The sequence below is a fragment of the Mesorhizobium sp. USDA 4775 genome, from assembly GCF_054062655.1.
The window spans coordinates 1,664,040-1,678,944 of record NZ_JBSSFM010000001.1 but is presented as its reverse complement, the minus strand read 5'-3'; the positions used below and the strand labels follow the sequence as shown (position 1 = coordinate 1,678,944).

The 14,905-nt window shown below is 60.9% G+C and carries 12 protein-coding genes; 7 read left to right on the top strand and 5 right to left on the bottom strand.

Annotation, left to right across the window (positions count from 1 at the left end; genetic code table 11):
* Positions 1–99: 99 nt before the first annotated feature.
* Positions 100–720, bottom strand: coding sequence for an SAM-dependent methyltransferase (locus ACVILI_RS08280; RefSeq protein WP_457102386.1), 621 nt, complete (start codon positions 718–720; stop codon positions 100–102).
* A 382-nt stretch (positions 721–1,102) separates the two neighbouring features.
* Between ACVILI_RS08280 and ACVILI_RS08275 the strand changes: the two genes are divergently transcribed.
* The 6 genes from ACVILI_RS08275 to istB all read left to right on the top strand — a co-directional run bounded on the left by ACVILI_RS08275 (position 1,103) and on the right by istB (position 10,916).
* A complete protein-coding gene (locus ACVILI_RS08275) occupies positions 1,103–2,386 on the top strand; it encodes an AlbA family DNA-binding domain-containing protein (RefSeq protein ID WP_457102385.1) in 1,284 nt (427 codons plus the stop codon).
* A 361-nt stretch (positions 2,387–2,747) separates the two neighbouring features.
* Entirely contained in the window at positions 2,748–4,697 is a 1,950-nt protein-coding gene (locus ACVILI_RS08270; protein WP_457102384.1) for an ABC-three component system protein, read from the top strand.
* Positions 4,694–5,299, top strand: coding sequence for a hypothetical protein (locus tag ACVILI_RS08265; protein ID WP_457102383.1), 606 nt, complete (start codon positions 4,694–4,696; stop codon positions 5,297–5,299). The genes ACVILI_RS08270 and ACVILI_RS08265 overlap by 4 nt, the downstream gene beginning before the upstream one ends.
* On the top strand, positions 5,296–8,169 hold the full coding sequence (locus ACVILI_RS08260; protein WP_457102382.1) for an AAA family ATPase: 2,874 nt from the start codon (positions 5,296–5,298) through the stop codon (positions 8,167–8,169). The genes ACVILI_RS08265 and ACVILI_RS08260 overlap by 4 nt, the downstream gene beginning before the upstream one ends.
* A 467-nt stretch (positions 8,170–8,636) precedes the next feature.
* Positions 8,637–10,148, top strand: coding sequence for an IS21 family transposase (gene istA / locus ACVILI_RS08255; RefSeq protein WP_148307437.1), 1,512 nt, complete (start codon positions 8,637–8,639; stop codon positions 10,146–10,148).
* Between the two features lie 12 nt (positions 10,149–10,160).
* On the top strand, positions 10,161–10,916 hold the full coding sequence (istB, locus tag ACVILI_RS08250; protein ID WP_038646815.1) for an IS21-like element helper ATPase IstB: 756 nt from the start codon (positions 10,161–10,163) through the stop codon (positions 10,914–10,916).
* Positions 10,917–11,574: 658 nt separating this feature from the next.
* Here the strand turns inward: istB and ACVILI_RS08245 are convergent.
* The 4 genes from ACVILI_RS08245 to ACVILI_RS08230 all read right to left on the bottom strand — a co-directional run bounded on the left by ACVILI_RS08245 (position 11,575) and on the right by ACVILI_RS08230 (position 14,154).
* Positions 11,575–12,168: a helix-turn-helix domain-containing protein gene (locus ACVILI_RS08245; RefSeq protein WP_457102381.1), complete on the bottom strand. Its 594-nt coding sequence runs from the start codon at positions 12,166–12,168 to the stop codon at positions 11,575–11,577.
* Positions 12,169–12,188: 20 nt separating this feature from the next.
* Complete coding sequence (locus ACVILI_RS08240; protein ID WP_457102380.1) at positions 12,189–12,377, bottom strand: hypothetical protein; 189 nt, start codon at positions 12,375–12,377, stop codon at positions 12,189–12,191.
* A complete protein-coding gene (locus ACVILI_RS08235; protein ID WP_457102379.1) occupies positions 12,374–12,562 on the bottom strand; it encodes a helix-turn-helix transcriptional regulator in 189 nt (62 codons plus the stop codon). Before ACVILI_RS08235 ends, ACVILI_RS08240 begins: the two co-directional genes overlap by 4 nt.
* A gap of 233 nt (positions 12,563–12,795) precedes the next feature.
* Positions 12,796–14,154 carry a tyrosine-type recombinase/integrase gene (locus tag ACVILI_RS08230; RefSeq protein ID WP_457102378.1) on the bottom strand — a complete coding sequence of 453 codons (1,359 nt, stop codon included), beginning with the start codon at positions 14,152–14,154 and terminating at the stop codon, positions 12,796–12,798.
* Positions 14,155–14,507: 353 nt separating this feature from the next.
* On the opposite strand from ACVILI_RS08230, the gene ACVILI_RS08225 reads away from it, so the two are divergent.
* Complete coding sequence (locus ACVILI_RS08225) at positions 14,508–14,696, top strand: YodC family protein (protein WP_038651973.1); 189 nt, start codon at positions 14,508–14,510, stop codon at positions 14,694–14,696.
* Positions 14,697–14,905: the final 209 nt, after the last annotated feature.

Genomic DNA, 14,905 nt, shown 5'->3' with positions numbered 1-14,905 from the left:
GGTGAGAGCTTTCGTCGAGAAGGCGATCACGGCTCTGGACGCCGGTGACCCGGCCGGCGCCAAGCAAGTCCTTCTAGACGGGTTGAAGAAATTTGACAGTCACGAGGCGACGTAGTCGGCATCCCGCTCGAGTGACTTTCGGCAGGGCGGAACCCACATGAGCCGGGGGGGCGAGATCGCCTGTTTTTCCCATACGAACCATGCATATCCGGTAGCGGTTGACGCCTTTCGATCTAGCCGGCCTTTGACCATGGGCACGCGCTCGACGAACTGGGCGAACTTGGTGGGTGGCGATGGCAGGAAGATGTCCTCGTATCGGCCGGCGCTCTCAAGAAACACCGTCCTTGCTAGGATCGCAACGCCGACACGGGCAACTGTCAGCGCTCGATTGACGAACTCCTCTGCCAATCTGAAGGGCGGGTTGGTGATGACCCAATCGTGCGATCGTGCCTCGAACGGATAGCGCAGAAAGTCGCGCACAGGACCGTACCCGTAGTGGTGCGCATCCGATGATTGAACATTCCCGAAGTATTCCATCAAGGGTCGGGACATATAACCGCGGCCGCAAGCTGGCTCCAGACACGACAACTCCCTGAGCCCGGCGCTGCCGACTACATGCTCGATCAGGGCGCGTGTGGCCCAGGGAGGGGTTGGGAAATCGTCGGGGCTGTCGGCCGTTTCATGCCGTTGCGCCATGACGGCATGTGAGGTGTTCTGCATCCGATTTTACCTTTGCCAGGCCTGCAATCTAGACTGCTTCGCTTAACAAAAGAATCCTCCATCTCGGCGACTGATCGACGAGTGTCCCACAATGCGTCCCATGTTGGCAGCAACGCGCCGTGATCGAGCGCCACCCTTTGGGATTGAAGCTGCTGGAGAGGTGCGGCCACAGAATGTCGACATATGTGCTCCTTACCCGGCTAGGCCGCGCGACCGGTCCTGTCGCTGAACGAAACACCTGTGACAAGTTGGTCAGGGCTTCGCCAGCATGCGCTTCACGGCCGCGGCGGCCTAATACCAGACAGGTCCACGACACACCGCAGCACTCGCTTGCGCAGGCGCTGCGATGCTGCTTTGCTGCCGGCCTTGTGACGAGGGGATGATGTCTATTCTTCGCAAGCACCTTGGCGAAATTTCTCAAGAAGATCTCGAAGAGTTGTGTGCAAGCGCCGCGCGCGAAACCAGCGAACTCGAGTTCAAAGGCGCCCTGCCGTTCCAGCAGATGAAGGGACAGCCCGAGACTGCCGACCGCTGGATCACGAAGGGTGATCGCGTAGGTGAATATGCACGTGACAGGCTCCTGGCCGAACTAGCGGCCTTTGCCAACGCTGAAGGCGGCACGTTGGTGCTTGGCATAGAGGAGACGGATGACGAGCCACGCCGAGCGCGGGGCTTGTCTCCACTTCCTCGCTGCGAGCATCTGGCAAAAAGGTTGGCGGATGCATGTGAAGATGTGATCGAGCCTCGGCTCCCGATTATCGAAGCTCGAGCTTTGCCGTTGGCGGATGGCAGCGGAGCCGGCTTTGTGATCTTTCGTGTCGGCAGATCAGCCTCCGGTCCACATCGATTGGTTTCAGATGGTCAGTTCTACGTCAGGCGGGGAGAGCGAAGTGTAAGAATGACAGTGCGCGAGATCAGGGACGCCGTTTTGGAATTAGCCCGACGTGGCGATGTCGTCGATGATATCTTTCGTGGACGTTACGAGATGGATCGGAGCGCCGTTTCCAGGGCTTGGGATGGCCGACGATCCGATAACACTCACGTCAATCTCATGCGCGTCACTGCAATGCCGGTTTCGCGATGGTCGATTTCAAACCTAACCGAGCAGCGCAGTTTGTGGTGGATAGGCGGCGAGCACGACTGCACGGTCGATGGTGGAAGACTGCGGGTAGGATACCCAGCCCGTGAATTCGACAATCCGCCTCGGCTCGGCCTTCGGAAACTCCATTACCAGGAAGGCAGCTTCGAACGATCGATCACGGCTGATGGACTAATTGAAGCCAGGGTGATCAACTTGAGAGAGCCTGGTGATGGTCGAGTCCTCGACGCTTTTGCGCCGCTCTACCTGACATGGGTGGTGTCTTTGGTTGCCGGTGTCCTCGCACAGGCAGAGCATCTTCGACGTTCCCTCGGGGATGACGGAGCTGAATTCGGAATGCAGCTTGCAATCGATGCGAACACTCCCCTTGCGCCGGCTTGGGACCAGTCAGGATTTGGCTTCGTGCGACAGGCAGAATTTCGCGGCGTCGTGTTCCCAATTCTCTCTGTGGGTCCAGCTTCGGGGTTCACAGATCTAGTCAACGTGGTGATCCGCGACATCTTCAACAACTGTGGCTCCAGCTTTAGTGGCAAGGTCGAGATTGACTGGGCACGACTAATTCGGTGATTGGAACCATCGGGACCCAAAGCCCGAGCGATGGAAGAGCTTGCAAGGCGGCATCGGCCCTGAGCGCCAGTTCGCATGTTGAGCGCAACGAGATCGCGGAAGCGGGCAAACAGAGTGCCTGCTCGTCGCTACTTGGATTTGGAGGCCGCCGTTGCGCCAGCAGTCTACCTTCAAAAACCCAAGTATTGAACGCTCAATACGGGGCATTTAGCGGATAGTCCGATTCCAAGGGGAAGAACTGGAAAGTGGACAGAATTCTACTGGATTAAGGGTAACGGAGCGGAGCGCTCGCTCCCCGCTCCTGCATTGGCGTCTCAAAGAACCCGCGTGTCGAGATGCTGTACATCGACAAATAATTGCAGTGGCGCACATCGGACAAACCGGCCAGAATGCGATCATGCAAGTGTACGCTGCGAAGGTTGCAACCGGCTCGGCGTGCTCTGACAACACCGACAGGGAGGATGCTGGAAGGCGGATGGTAAACATTACCGAACATTTCGGCGACCGCGTCACGACCCTTTCGATCGACCTCGACATCACGGTCGAATCGAAGTTGCACGTCTGCCTCGCACAGCTTCCGAAACCGTCACAAGACGCGGTTACTGGCGATGCCAGCCGGCCTGTTGCGGTCGCCGCAGCGACACAGTTGCTGACCGGAGGCGGTGGCCATCCCAGTCCTGCTCTGAGCGAGATGGCTCCGGGCAAGGAGACTGTGCTCGTGGTATTTCCCGAGTTCGCCTTTGGCTCGGTCGATTGGGAAGCGCTCGATAAGGCGATTCGCGCCTCCGCGCGCCCGTTGATCATACTGGCCGGGTTCGGCGCGACCGCCGGAGGTTGGTTGATCGACTGGGCAGGGGTTGCGACAGAAGACGGTCAGACTCGTCGCCGACTGGCTTGGGATCAGGCCGGAGACGATATTGGCGACATACGTCGAGTCAATGGCGGCTGGTGCTGGGTGCATGTCCCCGGCGAGACCCATTGCATCGCCTATCTGAAGACAGTCGCCGAGCAGAATGTTGAGGCGGTGATACTGCCTGACCTGCAGTTCGGCCGCTGGATCACGCATTTGCACTTCAAGGACGTCGATCTGTTCCCCCTGATCTGTGCCGACATGCTGCAATTGCCGGGCGACCATCCCGACAGCGCGCAGGCCCGCATCGCCGAGGCGCTGCACGATGTGCCGGGAGATCGGCCGGCGATGGTGATCGGATCGCTGCTCCAACATGGCTATAACATAAACTGGGTGCGCGCGATCGACTCGCTGCTGGTGCATGTCCTCGCCGGACGGCGTGGATTAGTTGCGCTGGCAAATGTTGCCGACGCGAAGGTGTCCGCCGTCGAAGCCGAGGATCAGTGGCGCAGCCTGACTGGGGTCTTTGGCAAATGGGACGAACTCACCAAGGGACAGGTCAATCTGCCCTGCGGACGGCGGGTGATGACGGCGGGCGTAGTCGGTGCGGTGGTGCGCCATTCGGACCCTGTGGTGACCTGCGGCGCGGTTGATTGGGGACCTTACGGACCGGTCGACGGTAAATTCGTCTGGCATACGGAGATGCTTTGTCCGGTCAACCCCGGCGGATTGGTCGCCCCGGTCGCGCTACCGCCGCCTCCGCACGCATGCGAGATTAGCCGCTTCCTGCGCCGGCACCCCGGTGATCCAAATTGGTCGCCGCGGCTACGCAATGGCAGTGCCACGATTGCCGCGCATCTTGCGGCGGGGATTCCGCCCCGGGCGAATCAGATCCTCAACACGCTTCTCCACGGCCCAGGCGACGGTGTGGTTGATCCCGATGCGCTACATGAAATCGGCCAGCAGCAAGCAGCGGAGCATGGTCTACACGCGCTGGCGACGCTAACCACAATCGAAGGGAATGTTTGGCAAGCCGCCACCGGTCAGCAAGGACAGTTACGCCAGAACGGCTCGGGCCGTCACCTTTTAGTCTGGCGTGATGCGCGTAAGACCAAGATGCAAATGCGGGCGATTCTGAGCAACTGGCAGCAGCAGGCAGGTGAGCACCCCGATCTTATCGTGATTGCGCAGTCTCATTTCGGTGACATTGACGAAGGCGCGGTCGCCGAAGCGCGGCGTGACGACTTCAGTGCCGCACCAGCGACTGCAGCTGGCGCAGGAGGCGGGCTTATGGCCGAGCAATCGGACTACACTGCGCCACGTGGCCGCCGCCGCTTGTCGGTAGTTAGCCTTGCAGCGGTCGCTTCAGTCTATGCCGATTATCAGCCGGGTGTCGATGACACGCCGTTGGTCGAGGCATTGCAAGTCCGTCTTAATGCAGCATTTGGGACGGTGGCATGAACGATCTGGACATTGACGCGTGTATCCAAGCGCTCGAGCCGCTGTGCGCGAAGGTGGCAATGGCTCGCCAAGCGCAATTGCCGGACCTTGCAGCAGTCGCGGAGCCGCCCGCCGGCGCAGCCTTGTGGTCGTGTGGCTATGCTCGGCTGCTGCTTTGGCCTGTCGCGGCGATTCAGAGCGACGTGATCGCCCGAGCTGCCGATGAGGGCGAAGGTTGGCTCGATGCCCTGCTCGCCCAGACCGAGACGTCGTCCGCTGCCCCGCTTGATGGCTACCTGGTGCTCGCCTTGCCGGCCGCGCCCGCACCCGAGAATGATGAGGAAATCCGTAAGGTGGAACTCTCGGCGCGTATTTGTCGCAAGCATTTGGTCTGGCCATCATCCGCCGAAGCGCTTGCTGAGGGCGCTGGGCCCTGGGCGCGCATAGCCGACATTACCGCCCTTGGCCTGCCCGACGCCGCCACCGCTGCCGGCGACACGCTCTATTGGCCGGAGATTGGCGATGCGGCGGCTGCCCTTTGGCTGGAGTTGCAAGAAAAAGGGGCGCCCTCAGTGGCACAAGCTGACGCTGAAGCGCCAATCCCGACTGGGGAGCTCTCATGACCGGCGTGCGCATCAGCAAAATGCGTGTCGAAGCTTTTCGCGGCATCGGCGCGTCCACCGTATTCGATTTCACATCCCCATTGACACTGGTCTTCGCGGCAAACGGCACTGGCAAGACGACGATGTGCGAAGCGGCCGAATGGCTGTTGACCGGCCAGGTCGAGCGGCTTCGCGAAAAGGCGCACTTCAACCAGGCAGTGCTGCTTCCAAAATTTTCCCATGCTACGCAGGCTCCGGTGGTGGACGCGCAAATTCATCTCAATGGGACCGCGCAACGCCTGCAGCGAATTGTCGCCGGAAATGAGTCCCAGGCTCGCACAGCGGGTGCGGATGGAGTGCTCGGAACGATTATCGGCCTCAACGACATGCTCAGCCGTCTCGCTCCCGCCGCCGCGGCCGCGGAATCGCACCACCTGCGTGCGATTCCGCTTCGCCAAGGATGGCTTCGGGGCACGCGGTTTCTTTCCGCAGAGGCGCTGGCGACTCTGGTCGATTCGGACGACGGCACAGTAGAGCGGCGCAAGGACGTGTTCGCGGACCTGCTTGGCATTCGGCACCTGCTCGAGGCCGAGAAGCTGGCCGAACGATACGTCACGGAGATCGGTAGCCGCGAGCGCCTCCTCGCGCAAACAGTCGCCGGACGCGAGGAGGAAATCGTGCGGCTGACGGTCGAACTCGAAAGCGCGCCGCCGTCCGCAATTTCTTCCGCGGCTGTCGAAGTTGCCGCCGCCGAACATCGTCTCGGGCTAAGTGTTGGACCTGCTGATGGATCTCAAGCGTCGCTTGGTGCGCGAATAGAGGCACTCGATGTCGAGCGTCACCGTCGCCAGCATATTCTGGTAACGCGCCGCGACGCCATTGAGGCCTCTGCCGTCCGCTGGCCCGAACGCGCGCAACTGGCCACCGCTATCACCGCCCTCGATACTGCAAATCCTACGCTTGTCGCCAAAGTTGCCGAGATTGTCCTAGACGGGCAAAAGGCCGGTGCCGCCGTCGCTGCCGCCGGCACCCGGTGCGATACACTCAAGGAACAGATGCGAGCACTCGAGGCCGCGCGGACCTTGCTAACTCCCCTGGTTCGCCCCTTCTATAGCGCGCTCTCCAACATGGCGAGCGCAGCCAATTTGACCGGAGATGAAACGCTCGACGAGCTGTTTCAAATTTTGCCGCAGGCAAAGCAGAGCGCGGATTCGATTGGTGCGCTTCGAGGTGAGGTCCGTGCCGCGCTCACTGTGGCGCGCGCCGCAACGGATGCGAACCGTCGGATCGCGCTCTTGCGTGAACAGTTGACCGAGGCCTCCGCCAAGGTAATGCCCGAGGAGGCATTGGCCAATCTGCGGTCCGAGGCTGATCGGCTCGAAGCCGAAGCACAGCGTGCCAAGCAACTGCACGACGCAACAGCCAGGCCCCTTGCCAGGCTGCAGACCGCCGGCCGCGAGCTGATCAGCCATCAGCACGCCATTGGCACAAGTGAGTGCCCATTGTGCAGTCATGACTGGAAGTCCGCCGACGCGCTTCGCGACGCGATGGCCGCAACGCTAGCGTTGGTGCCTGAGGTGGAGAGGCTAGCGCAGCAGGCTGCTGCGACGAGCAGCGAAGCGGCGCGTTTGGCGCGCACAAGACTTGAAGAGGCCCACCGTCAATCCGCACAGTATGAACGTCTCCGCGCGGAGCTTGGCGACCTCGAGCGCGCGGCCGATGTAAACGCGGACCGCCTGGCTCGGCTCGGCATTGTTGACACTGACCCTACCACTGCGCTCGAAGCACTCGATAATGCGCTTGTGGCCGCGGCATCATTGTCGCGCTTGCTCGACGAGCGCGACCGAATATCAACCGCGCTTCCTGGTTCCGCTGTTCCTCTGCTGGGCGATGGAACAACGCTGCGGACACTGGAGGCCCATATCGAGAACCCAATCCGCGCGCGTGAAGCGGCGGTGCGAGATGAACTGGCCAGTGCCGAGACCATACTGGCCGAGCACACCGCGCGGCGCGACGGGCTCCGTAAGGATCACGCAGTCGCCAGCGAAGCCGTCCGCGCTAACCGCGACGAACAAGCCCGGCTACTCAACGAGCTCGAAAAGCTTCGGCAGGTTTGGCGAACAGCCGCTCCAGGCATGGAGTGGAGCGAGGAAAATCTTGCCGCGTGCCGCAACTGGGTCCGGGGCGAACAAGCGCTGCTCGAGGACATTGCGTCGCGGACTGTTGGGGCGCAAGCAGCCTGGAACATGGAGGCACGGCGCGCGCGGCTCGAGACGTTACGGCGCGAAGTCGCCCCACTGCGCACCCGCCTCGCATATTTGGCAAAGCGCGTCTCCGCAGCGCGGCAGGCAAGTGCGCGTTTCCGCGACAGCTATGTCCAAGTGAGCGGCCGACAGATTGAGGACCTTGGCAGGGTAGTGAATCCGCTATTCGCCCGCATGCATGCCAATCGCGTCTTTGATCGAATCAAGCTCGGCCAGGTTGAAAATCCGCTGCGGTGGCTGGCTGACGCGGGCAGCCAGGAAATGGATCCTGGCAAGGATTTCAGTCAAGGGCAGCGGCAGGATCTGGCGCTCGCTTTGTTTCTAGCGCGTGCGCGCAGTCTCGGCGGCACCTTTTTCCTCGACGAGCCGGTCACCCATCTCGACGACCTCAATCGGGTCGGCCTGCTCGATATCTTCCGGGCAACCGTCCTGGAGAGTAGCCGGTCGCTCAACCTCGTGATCACCACCGCTAGTAAGCCGCTAGCTCGTCATCTCATCGAGAAATTTGACCGTGTCGGCCCCATCGAGACGCCCGGCGGGCGCGTTGCGCCACTAAGGGTTGTCGAGCTTGATGGTAATGGCCGAACGGGGGTCACCTTGCAGACCGTGTATCCTTCCAGCGGCTAAGCCGAACTAACGCCACGTTGGTGCCGCCTCCAAAAGGTGTGCCATTCGTGCCGCTGCTTTAAAAATATTGATGCGAAGATTAGCGGCTTCAACGCTCCCGGGACTGTGTTGTGCGAGTACCACGCCGAACACTCCGAACACTCACGGGCGCGCGCGAGGGCCAGCATTCAGAAACCCCGACACACGTGCGCGCCACGCACTCGATGCGAAGATCTACGATGTGGCGCTGTGTCCCGATTCATGGCCCGATTGCTTTATTCAAGCGAGTATGCTGCGGATTCCGACGTGAAGCCGGCCGCCATTCCGATCAAACACCGGCCACCATTCCGGTATGAAGCCGGCCACCATTCCAACCAAAGACCGGCCGGTTTTCGGCACTGAAGATTACCTCCTGGGTCAGCAACTTTGGCATCAATTACCTCGCGATGAACGAGGACATTTTGATGCCGGCAAAGAGAAGGCTGACCATGAGACAGTTGAGACAAATGCTTCGGCTTGCCGGAAGCGGGACCAGCTCCCGCGAGATTGCGGTCGTGCTGGGAATAGCACGCAGTACGGTGCAGGATAATCTGCGGCGCGCAGCGGCAATCGGGTTGAGCTGGCCCCTGCCAGGCGAGCTGACCGATGACGCGCTTGAGAACAAACTCTTCGCTCGCAATGGCGTCAAGCAGGGCACGCGGCGGCGCACAGAGCCGAACTGGGCCCATCTTGCCGTCGAGCTCAAGAAGCCGGGCGTCACGCTCCTCATCTTGTGGGAGGAGTATCGAGGAAGTCATCCCGACGGATATGGCTACAGCCGGTTCTGCGAGCTCTTTCGCAGCTTCGAACAGCGGCTTTCGCCGACGATGCGCCAGGAACACGCCGCCGGCGACAAGGTCTTCGTCGACTATTCCGGCAAGAAGATCCCGATCGTTGATCGAGACACCGGCGAGATCCGTGAGGCGGAGATCTTCGTGGCAGTGCTGGGTGCGTCCAGCTTGACCTATGCCGAAGCGACCTGGACCCAGACACTGCCGGATTGGATTGGTTCACACGTCAGGATGTTTCGTTTCTTTGATGGCGTTCCCCGCCTGATCGTCCCCGACAATCTGAAGTCGGGCGTCAGCCGCGCCAGCTTCTACGATCCCGAGATCAATCGCAGCTACGGCATGATGGCATCCCATTATGGCGTCGGCGTTCTTCCGGCACGGCCGCGACGGCCGAAGGACAAATCGAAAGTCGAGAACGGCGTGCGTTTCGCCCAGTCATGCATTCTGGGGCGGCTGCGCAACCAGACCTTCTTCTCGCTGGCCGAGGCCAATGCCGCAATTCGCCAGGCACTCAATCGCATCAATGATCACGTCATGCGTCGGCTGGGCGTCAGTCGCCGGCAACTGTTTGAGAGCGTCGAGCGTGCTGCGCTGGCAAGCCTTCCGAGCGAAGACTACGAATTCGCCGAGTGGCGTTTGGCCCGCGTCTCGACGGATTACCACGTCGAGTTCAAGACCTTCTTCTATTCCGTACCGCACAACCTCATTCGTCAGCAAGTCGATCTGAGGGCAACGGCACGCACCATCGAGATCTTCCACCGCGGCAAGCGCATTGCCGTCCATCAGCGCCGCTATGGCGGCCCTCGTCATGGGACGGATCCGGATCATATGCCCAGCTCCCACCGGCGATATGCCGAGTGGACGCCGGATCGTTTCCGTCGCTGGGCCGCATCCGTCGGGCCCGAGACGGAAGGCTTGGTTGTCGCAATCCTCGCCAGCCGCCCACATCCTGAACAAGGCTTTCGAACATGCCTGGGTGTCCTTCGCCTGTTTCGCGATGTCACACGCGATCGCGCCGAAGCCGTCTCAGCCCGCGCTGTCGAGATCGGTGGGCTGAACTGCAAGAGCATCGCCTCGCTCATCGCCAATCACAAGGCCGCAAGGCATTCCACCGAACCGACCGCCATCGTCGATCACGCCAATCTGCGTGGCCCTGATTACTTCCATTGAGGAGACATACCAATGCTCATCCATCCGACCATCAACATGCTGCGCGAACTCGGCCTTCATGGCATGGCCACTGCCTTCCAGGAACTCGACGCACAATCCGAAGCACGCGGCCTCGAGCATGGCGAATGGCTTGCCATGCTGCTCGAGCGCGAGGCTACCATGCGCCGCCAGAAGCGTTTCGAAGCCCGCGCCAGAGCTGCAAAACTTCGCCATGACGCACAGATCGAGAATGCCGACTTTCGTGCCGCACGCGGTCTTGATCGCAATCTGTTCATGGCGCTCGCCGGCTGCGACTGGATCAGAAAGCATCACAGTCTTCTCATCACCGGGCCGGCCGGCGTCGGCAAGAGCTGGCTGGCCTGTGCGCTTGGCCACAAAGCTTGCCGAGAGGATTTCTCCGTCGCCTATCACCGCGTTCCCCGGCTGTTTGCAACGCTTGCCCTCGCGAGAGGCGACGGACGTTATGGCCGGATCCTCAAGCAACTCGCCAAAACCGACCTTCTCATTCTCGATGACTGGGGACCGGAAAAACTCAATGATGACCAGCGGCGTGATGTGCTTGAGATCATTGAAGACCGCTACGAACGCCGATCGACAATCGTCACCAGTCAGCTGCCCCTGGATCGCTGGTACGAGATCATTGCAAACCCAACCCTGGCCGATGCCATCCTGGACCGCCTCGTTCACAACGCCTATCGCATCGATCTCACCGGTGAAAGCATGCGAAAACAGCGCTCGCCGAGAGCGTCCGAAACAGCGCACGCTTGACCTGAAACGAAACCCAATCCAAACATCAACGAGACCCAGGATCAGTCCGAAAAATGGCCGGCTTCAAATCGGAACACCGGCCGGAATGAAATCGGAATGACTGGCCGGCTTCAAATCGGAATCGATGGCCGGCTTCGTCGGAATACGCAAGTATGCCGTCCGGAATCCATGGCGTGCGAGGACTTGTTAGGTCATGAGCACAGTTTTGTAGAAAATGTGCCGGCCCTTAAACCGTTCCTTGGTGGGAACGGTTTCGCACGGTCGGCGCAGGTGACCTTGGTGATGAACCTGAACGCGAACTCGCCTCGGCGGCAGAGCTTAGGAACGCGCCCTCGGTTTTAGGATGAGTCTGATCTCGACTGCTGCGATGAGGGAGAGCCGGGTCTCCGAATGCTATCTGTTCGCCTCGCCAGCAGGCCTAGGACGCACAAGAAGGCCTTCGCAGGTAAAGGAGAGGCCAGGGATGCAGAGAACGCTTCCACGGACCTCTATTTGCATTTCGACCTCCGAGGTCTCTCGCGACCAAGCAGTGACCGAACCAGACAACGCTGCCCTGATGGGGCCGGCGCGGTCATGCGCTTTCTCGCTTCGAGGATAGGCCGGAGGTCGATGATCGTGGCTTTCGAGCGCTCTGCCCATTGGAAGAGATCCTGCTGCTTCATCCTGTTGCCCTCATCTCGTCGTCGCCGTCGTCAGGAGGAAATTCTGATGCGACGATCATCCAGGTTTGGCGGATGAGCCTGCGCGCCTCCTTGCCTCCATGATCCCGCTGGATGCGTTCCACCCATGCCGGCCAGCTGGGCGACCCGATTCCGATACGAAAACCCTCCACCTCTACCCCCTGGGGGGCTAGGGGGAAGGATTCATCTGTAGATTCATCTGTAGATTCCGCGGTCAATTTGACCGGTAGCGGATCACTATCTGATCGGTAGTCCTCTTCTGATTGACCGGTAGTCTCGCCACCACCGATCATCTTGAACGGTAGTATCCTGATTAGGTCCGATTTTCGCTTTCCTCGCCCGTCATACCTGTGTCTGCGCTCGATGAGGCCAAGGATTTCGAGCTGAGCCAAATGGCGTCTCACCGTGATCTCCGAACATGAAACGCGCTCAGCGATAGATTGCTGGCCACGGAAGGTTTCCCCGTTCTCGTCGCAGAACTCCACCACAGCTTTGAGCACGGCTCGCTGCGTGAGGTTCTGCACGGTGGCGGCGTTCGCCCACTCGAAGAACCTCCGTTTGGACGTGACCAATTGCGGTTTCCTAGAACCCATCATAGTGCGCGAGCCCGGCGCAAGTCGCCCTCTCGAACCGCCTCTTTCTCCTCCTCGGCCCACAGACCAAACCGTTCCCGCAGCAGCGGGATGATCGGCCGTCCTATCTGTTCGCTGTCCTTGATCGAAAGCCATTCACCGGCGAAGACGACGGCCTGAGTTTTCTCGTAGTCGCGGCCTGTATTCATGCCGCGGCCTGGTCGAGCAGTGACGCATCGTAGCGATCCAGCGCTGCGACGTCCCAATAGCGCACGCCGAGTATCTTCACAGGCTTCGGAAAGCCGGAATTTCTCACCCATCGCCAGAGCGTCTGCTCACTAATGTCGCCGTAGCGCTGCTTCACCGCTGCGGCTCTGATCCATGTTTTTGCCATTTGAACACTCGAGCTCCACGTTGGGCGCCCGAGGGTCAAACAGACTCACACGATGGGCGCAGATGAACGAAAAAATGTTCTCTGAACCATCGGGTCGCCGAAGCCCTTGCGGGATCTCACTCGGCTCACGTCTGCAGGACAGTAGTGCTAATTGGTGAAAATGGTTGGAATGGCGGCCGGTGTCAATGTGCCGTGCGTCTGGTGTCCACATCGGACTTGCGCAAGTTGCACACTCACGCGCGCTCGCCCGTGCGCGCAGCTAGAGCGACGACATTATCGCGGCTCGAGGCCCCGATGATCTCCTCCAGCCGATTCGCCCACGCCTCGAGCGCTTGACGCTTTTCCCGGGCATAGTCGTGCCGGTTGTAGATCGCGGCGACGCCGCTGATCACCCCGCTCTTGTGGTTCAGCACCGCCTCGACGACGTGCACGGCAATGCCCAGGCCGGCCATGCCCGAGGCAGCGGTTCGCCGGAGGTCGTGCAATGTCCAGGGCTCGATCGAGAGCTCCGGGTTGGCCGTCTCCTTGCGAGCTGCCGCGAGCATCTTCTCGTCGATCTTCTTCTTGGCGCGGCTGTAGCCGCTGATCGGCGTCTCAGCGTTGGTGGAGAGCACGAAAGGGCTCTCCTCTTCGACCTTCGAATGCTCTGAAGGTTTGACACTCGCGGGCGCGGGCGCGACGACGCGCGGCAGGCCTGCGAGGATTTTCGTCACTTGCGGCGCCAGCGGGAGCACCTGCCGTCGACCGTTCTTCGTCCGCTCGGGCGGGATCGACCAGGTCGCATCGGGGATGCTGAACTCGCGCCATTCAGCGGCCGCCACCTCATCGCGCCGCTGCGCCGTCAGCAGCAGCAGCCGCGCGAGGTCACCAAACGGCCAGCCGACCGCAGCGGTGGCGGACCACAGCCAGCGAATTTCATCCTCCGACAGCACGCGATCGCGCGCCCGGGGCGCCGCCGGCACTTCAATGTCCCTGAAAGGGTTCTCGCTGACGATCCCTTTCGCGGCAAACCAGGAGAAGGCTTTCGATAGGAGCGCACGAACTCTAACCGCGGACTGCGGCCGGCCGGCCTGCCGCAGCTTCCCCTCGCTGTCGAGCTGGTCCTCGGCAATGCCGTCGATGAGCTTGACGATGTCGTGTCTGGTGATCGAGCGAATGCGCCTTTTTCCCCACTTCGGTGAAATCTCCCGTTTGATGAACGCCTGCGTCTCCGCGACGGTGCTCGGCTTGTTTTCCTTCGTGGCGTAGCGCTTGACGAAATCGGCAAAGGCCTCCGCGACCGTGAGGTCCGCAGCAGCCGTGTCCCGACCGTCGCGAGGATCCTGGCCTTGCCTCACGAGCCGGAGCGTCCCCTCGGCTGCCTTACGCGCGTCGTGCAGGCCGAGTTTCGGCTTTGCCGGCCCGTAGTCGCCGATCGCGAGCTTCACGTTCTCACCAGTAGCCGGCGACCTGTAGCGGACGATCCATTTGAACGCCCTCGGCCCAACGATCAGGTAGAGCCCAGATTGGCCGCCGTCGGGCACCTCTCGCTTGCTGGCCGGCCGTTTTGCCGACAGGGCGTCGATCTTCTTCTGCGTCAGTGCATCGGCCATGTGTCTCACTTCCAAACAGGACACGTTTCGAGCCACAAAAGTACGTGGCAGTCGTTGCGTGGCGATGGAATGATCATTGAGCCTAGATTGGCCTACGTCAATGGATTTTCAGGGTTTTTCCGATGGCATGTGGAGAGCTGATGAGCGTTGATGAAAATGCGCAGCCCATATTTCGTAATGATGGGGTCAGGTGTTCGAGTCACCTAAGCGGCACCAGTTCCTTGTCCCCCCTGTGCCGAAATCGGTACTCTACCGCTGCCTGTGCGGTGGATCGCGCAATGGCTCCCATATCCGCCATTGTCGCGACTCAGCTTTGGTGGGAAACTCACGGGCCTCAGCATGGGAGGTCCAAAATGGCCAACACTTTCAAGACCGGAGACGTCGTCAAGCTGAAGTCGGGAGGGCCGAAGATGACGGTCAGCGACGGTGCCGCTTCCGGCATGTATCTGTGCCACTGGTTCAACCGCGAGGGCGATGTTTGGATCCCGCAACATGCGGGTTTCAAACCGGACCAACTGGTGGCCGCTGACCCGTCGGCGTAGCCCGTTCGCCACGGGCGGTGGCTAACCCGGCGTGAATTTCGATGACGCCGGATGCGGTGTCGCGTCGTTCTCGATACCAATACCCGAGTCGGCATCCCCGACAATCGAAGGTATCGGCACAGGCGACCGACGGATTTCCGTCATCGCGGCGTTTAACGGTTGAAGCGTGACCACGGCATGGGCCGTGGCCGACGCGCCAACCGGAGACG

What these genes read in the sequence shown, in the direction of transcription:
- ACVILI_RS08260 (WP_457102382.1), top strand. Translation starts at nt 5,296, where the DNA reads ATGACCGGCGTGCGCATCAGCAAAATGCGTGTCGAAGCTTTTCGCGGC.
- istB (WP_038646815.1), top strand. Translation starts at nt 10,161, where the DNA reads ATGCTCATCCATCCGACCATCAACATGCTGCGCGAACTCGGCCTTCAT.
- ACVILI_RS08275 (WP_457102385.1), top strand. Translation starts at nt 1,103, where the DNA reads ATGTCTATTCTTCGCAAGCACCTTGGCGAAATTTCTCAAGAAGATCTC.
- ACVILI_RS08280 (WP_457102386.1), bottom strand. Translation starts at nt 720, where the DNA reads ATGCAGAACACCTCACATGCCGTCATGGCGCAACGGCATGAAACGGCC.
- ACVILI_RS08225 (WP_038651973.1), top strand. Translation starts at nt 14,508, where the DNA reads ATGGCCAACACTTTCAAGACCGGAGACGTCGTCAAGCTGAAGTCGGGA.
- ACVILI_RS08240 (WP_457102380.1), bottom strand. Translation starts at nt 12,377, where the DNA reads ATGAATACAGGCCGCGACTACGAGAAAACTCAGGCCGTCGTCTTCGCC.
- istA (WP_148307437.1), top strand. Translation starts at nt 8,637, where the DNA reads ATGAGACAGTTGAGACAAATGCTTCGGCTTGCCGGAAGCGGGACCAGC.
- ACVILI_RS08230 (WP_457102378.1), bottom strand. Translation starts at nt 14,154, where the DNA reads ATGGCCGATGCACTGACGCAGAAGAAGATCGACGCCCTGTCGGCAAAA.
- ACVILI_RS08235 (WP_457102379.1), bottom strand. Translation starts at nt 12,562, where the DNA reads ATGGCAAAAACATGGATCAGAGCCGCAGCGGTGAAGCAGCGCTACGGC.
- ACVILI_RS08265 (WP_457102383.1), top strand. Translation starts at nt 4,694, where the DNA reads ATGAACGATCTGGACATTGACGCGTGTATCCAAGCGCTCGAGCCGCTG.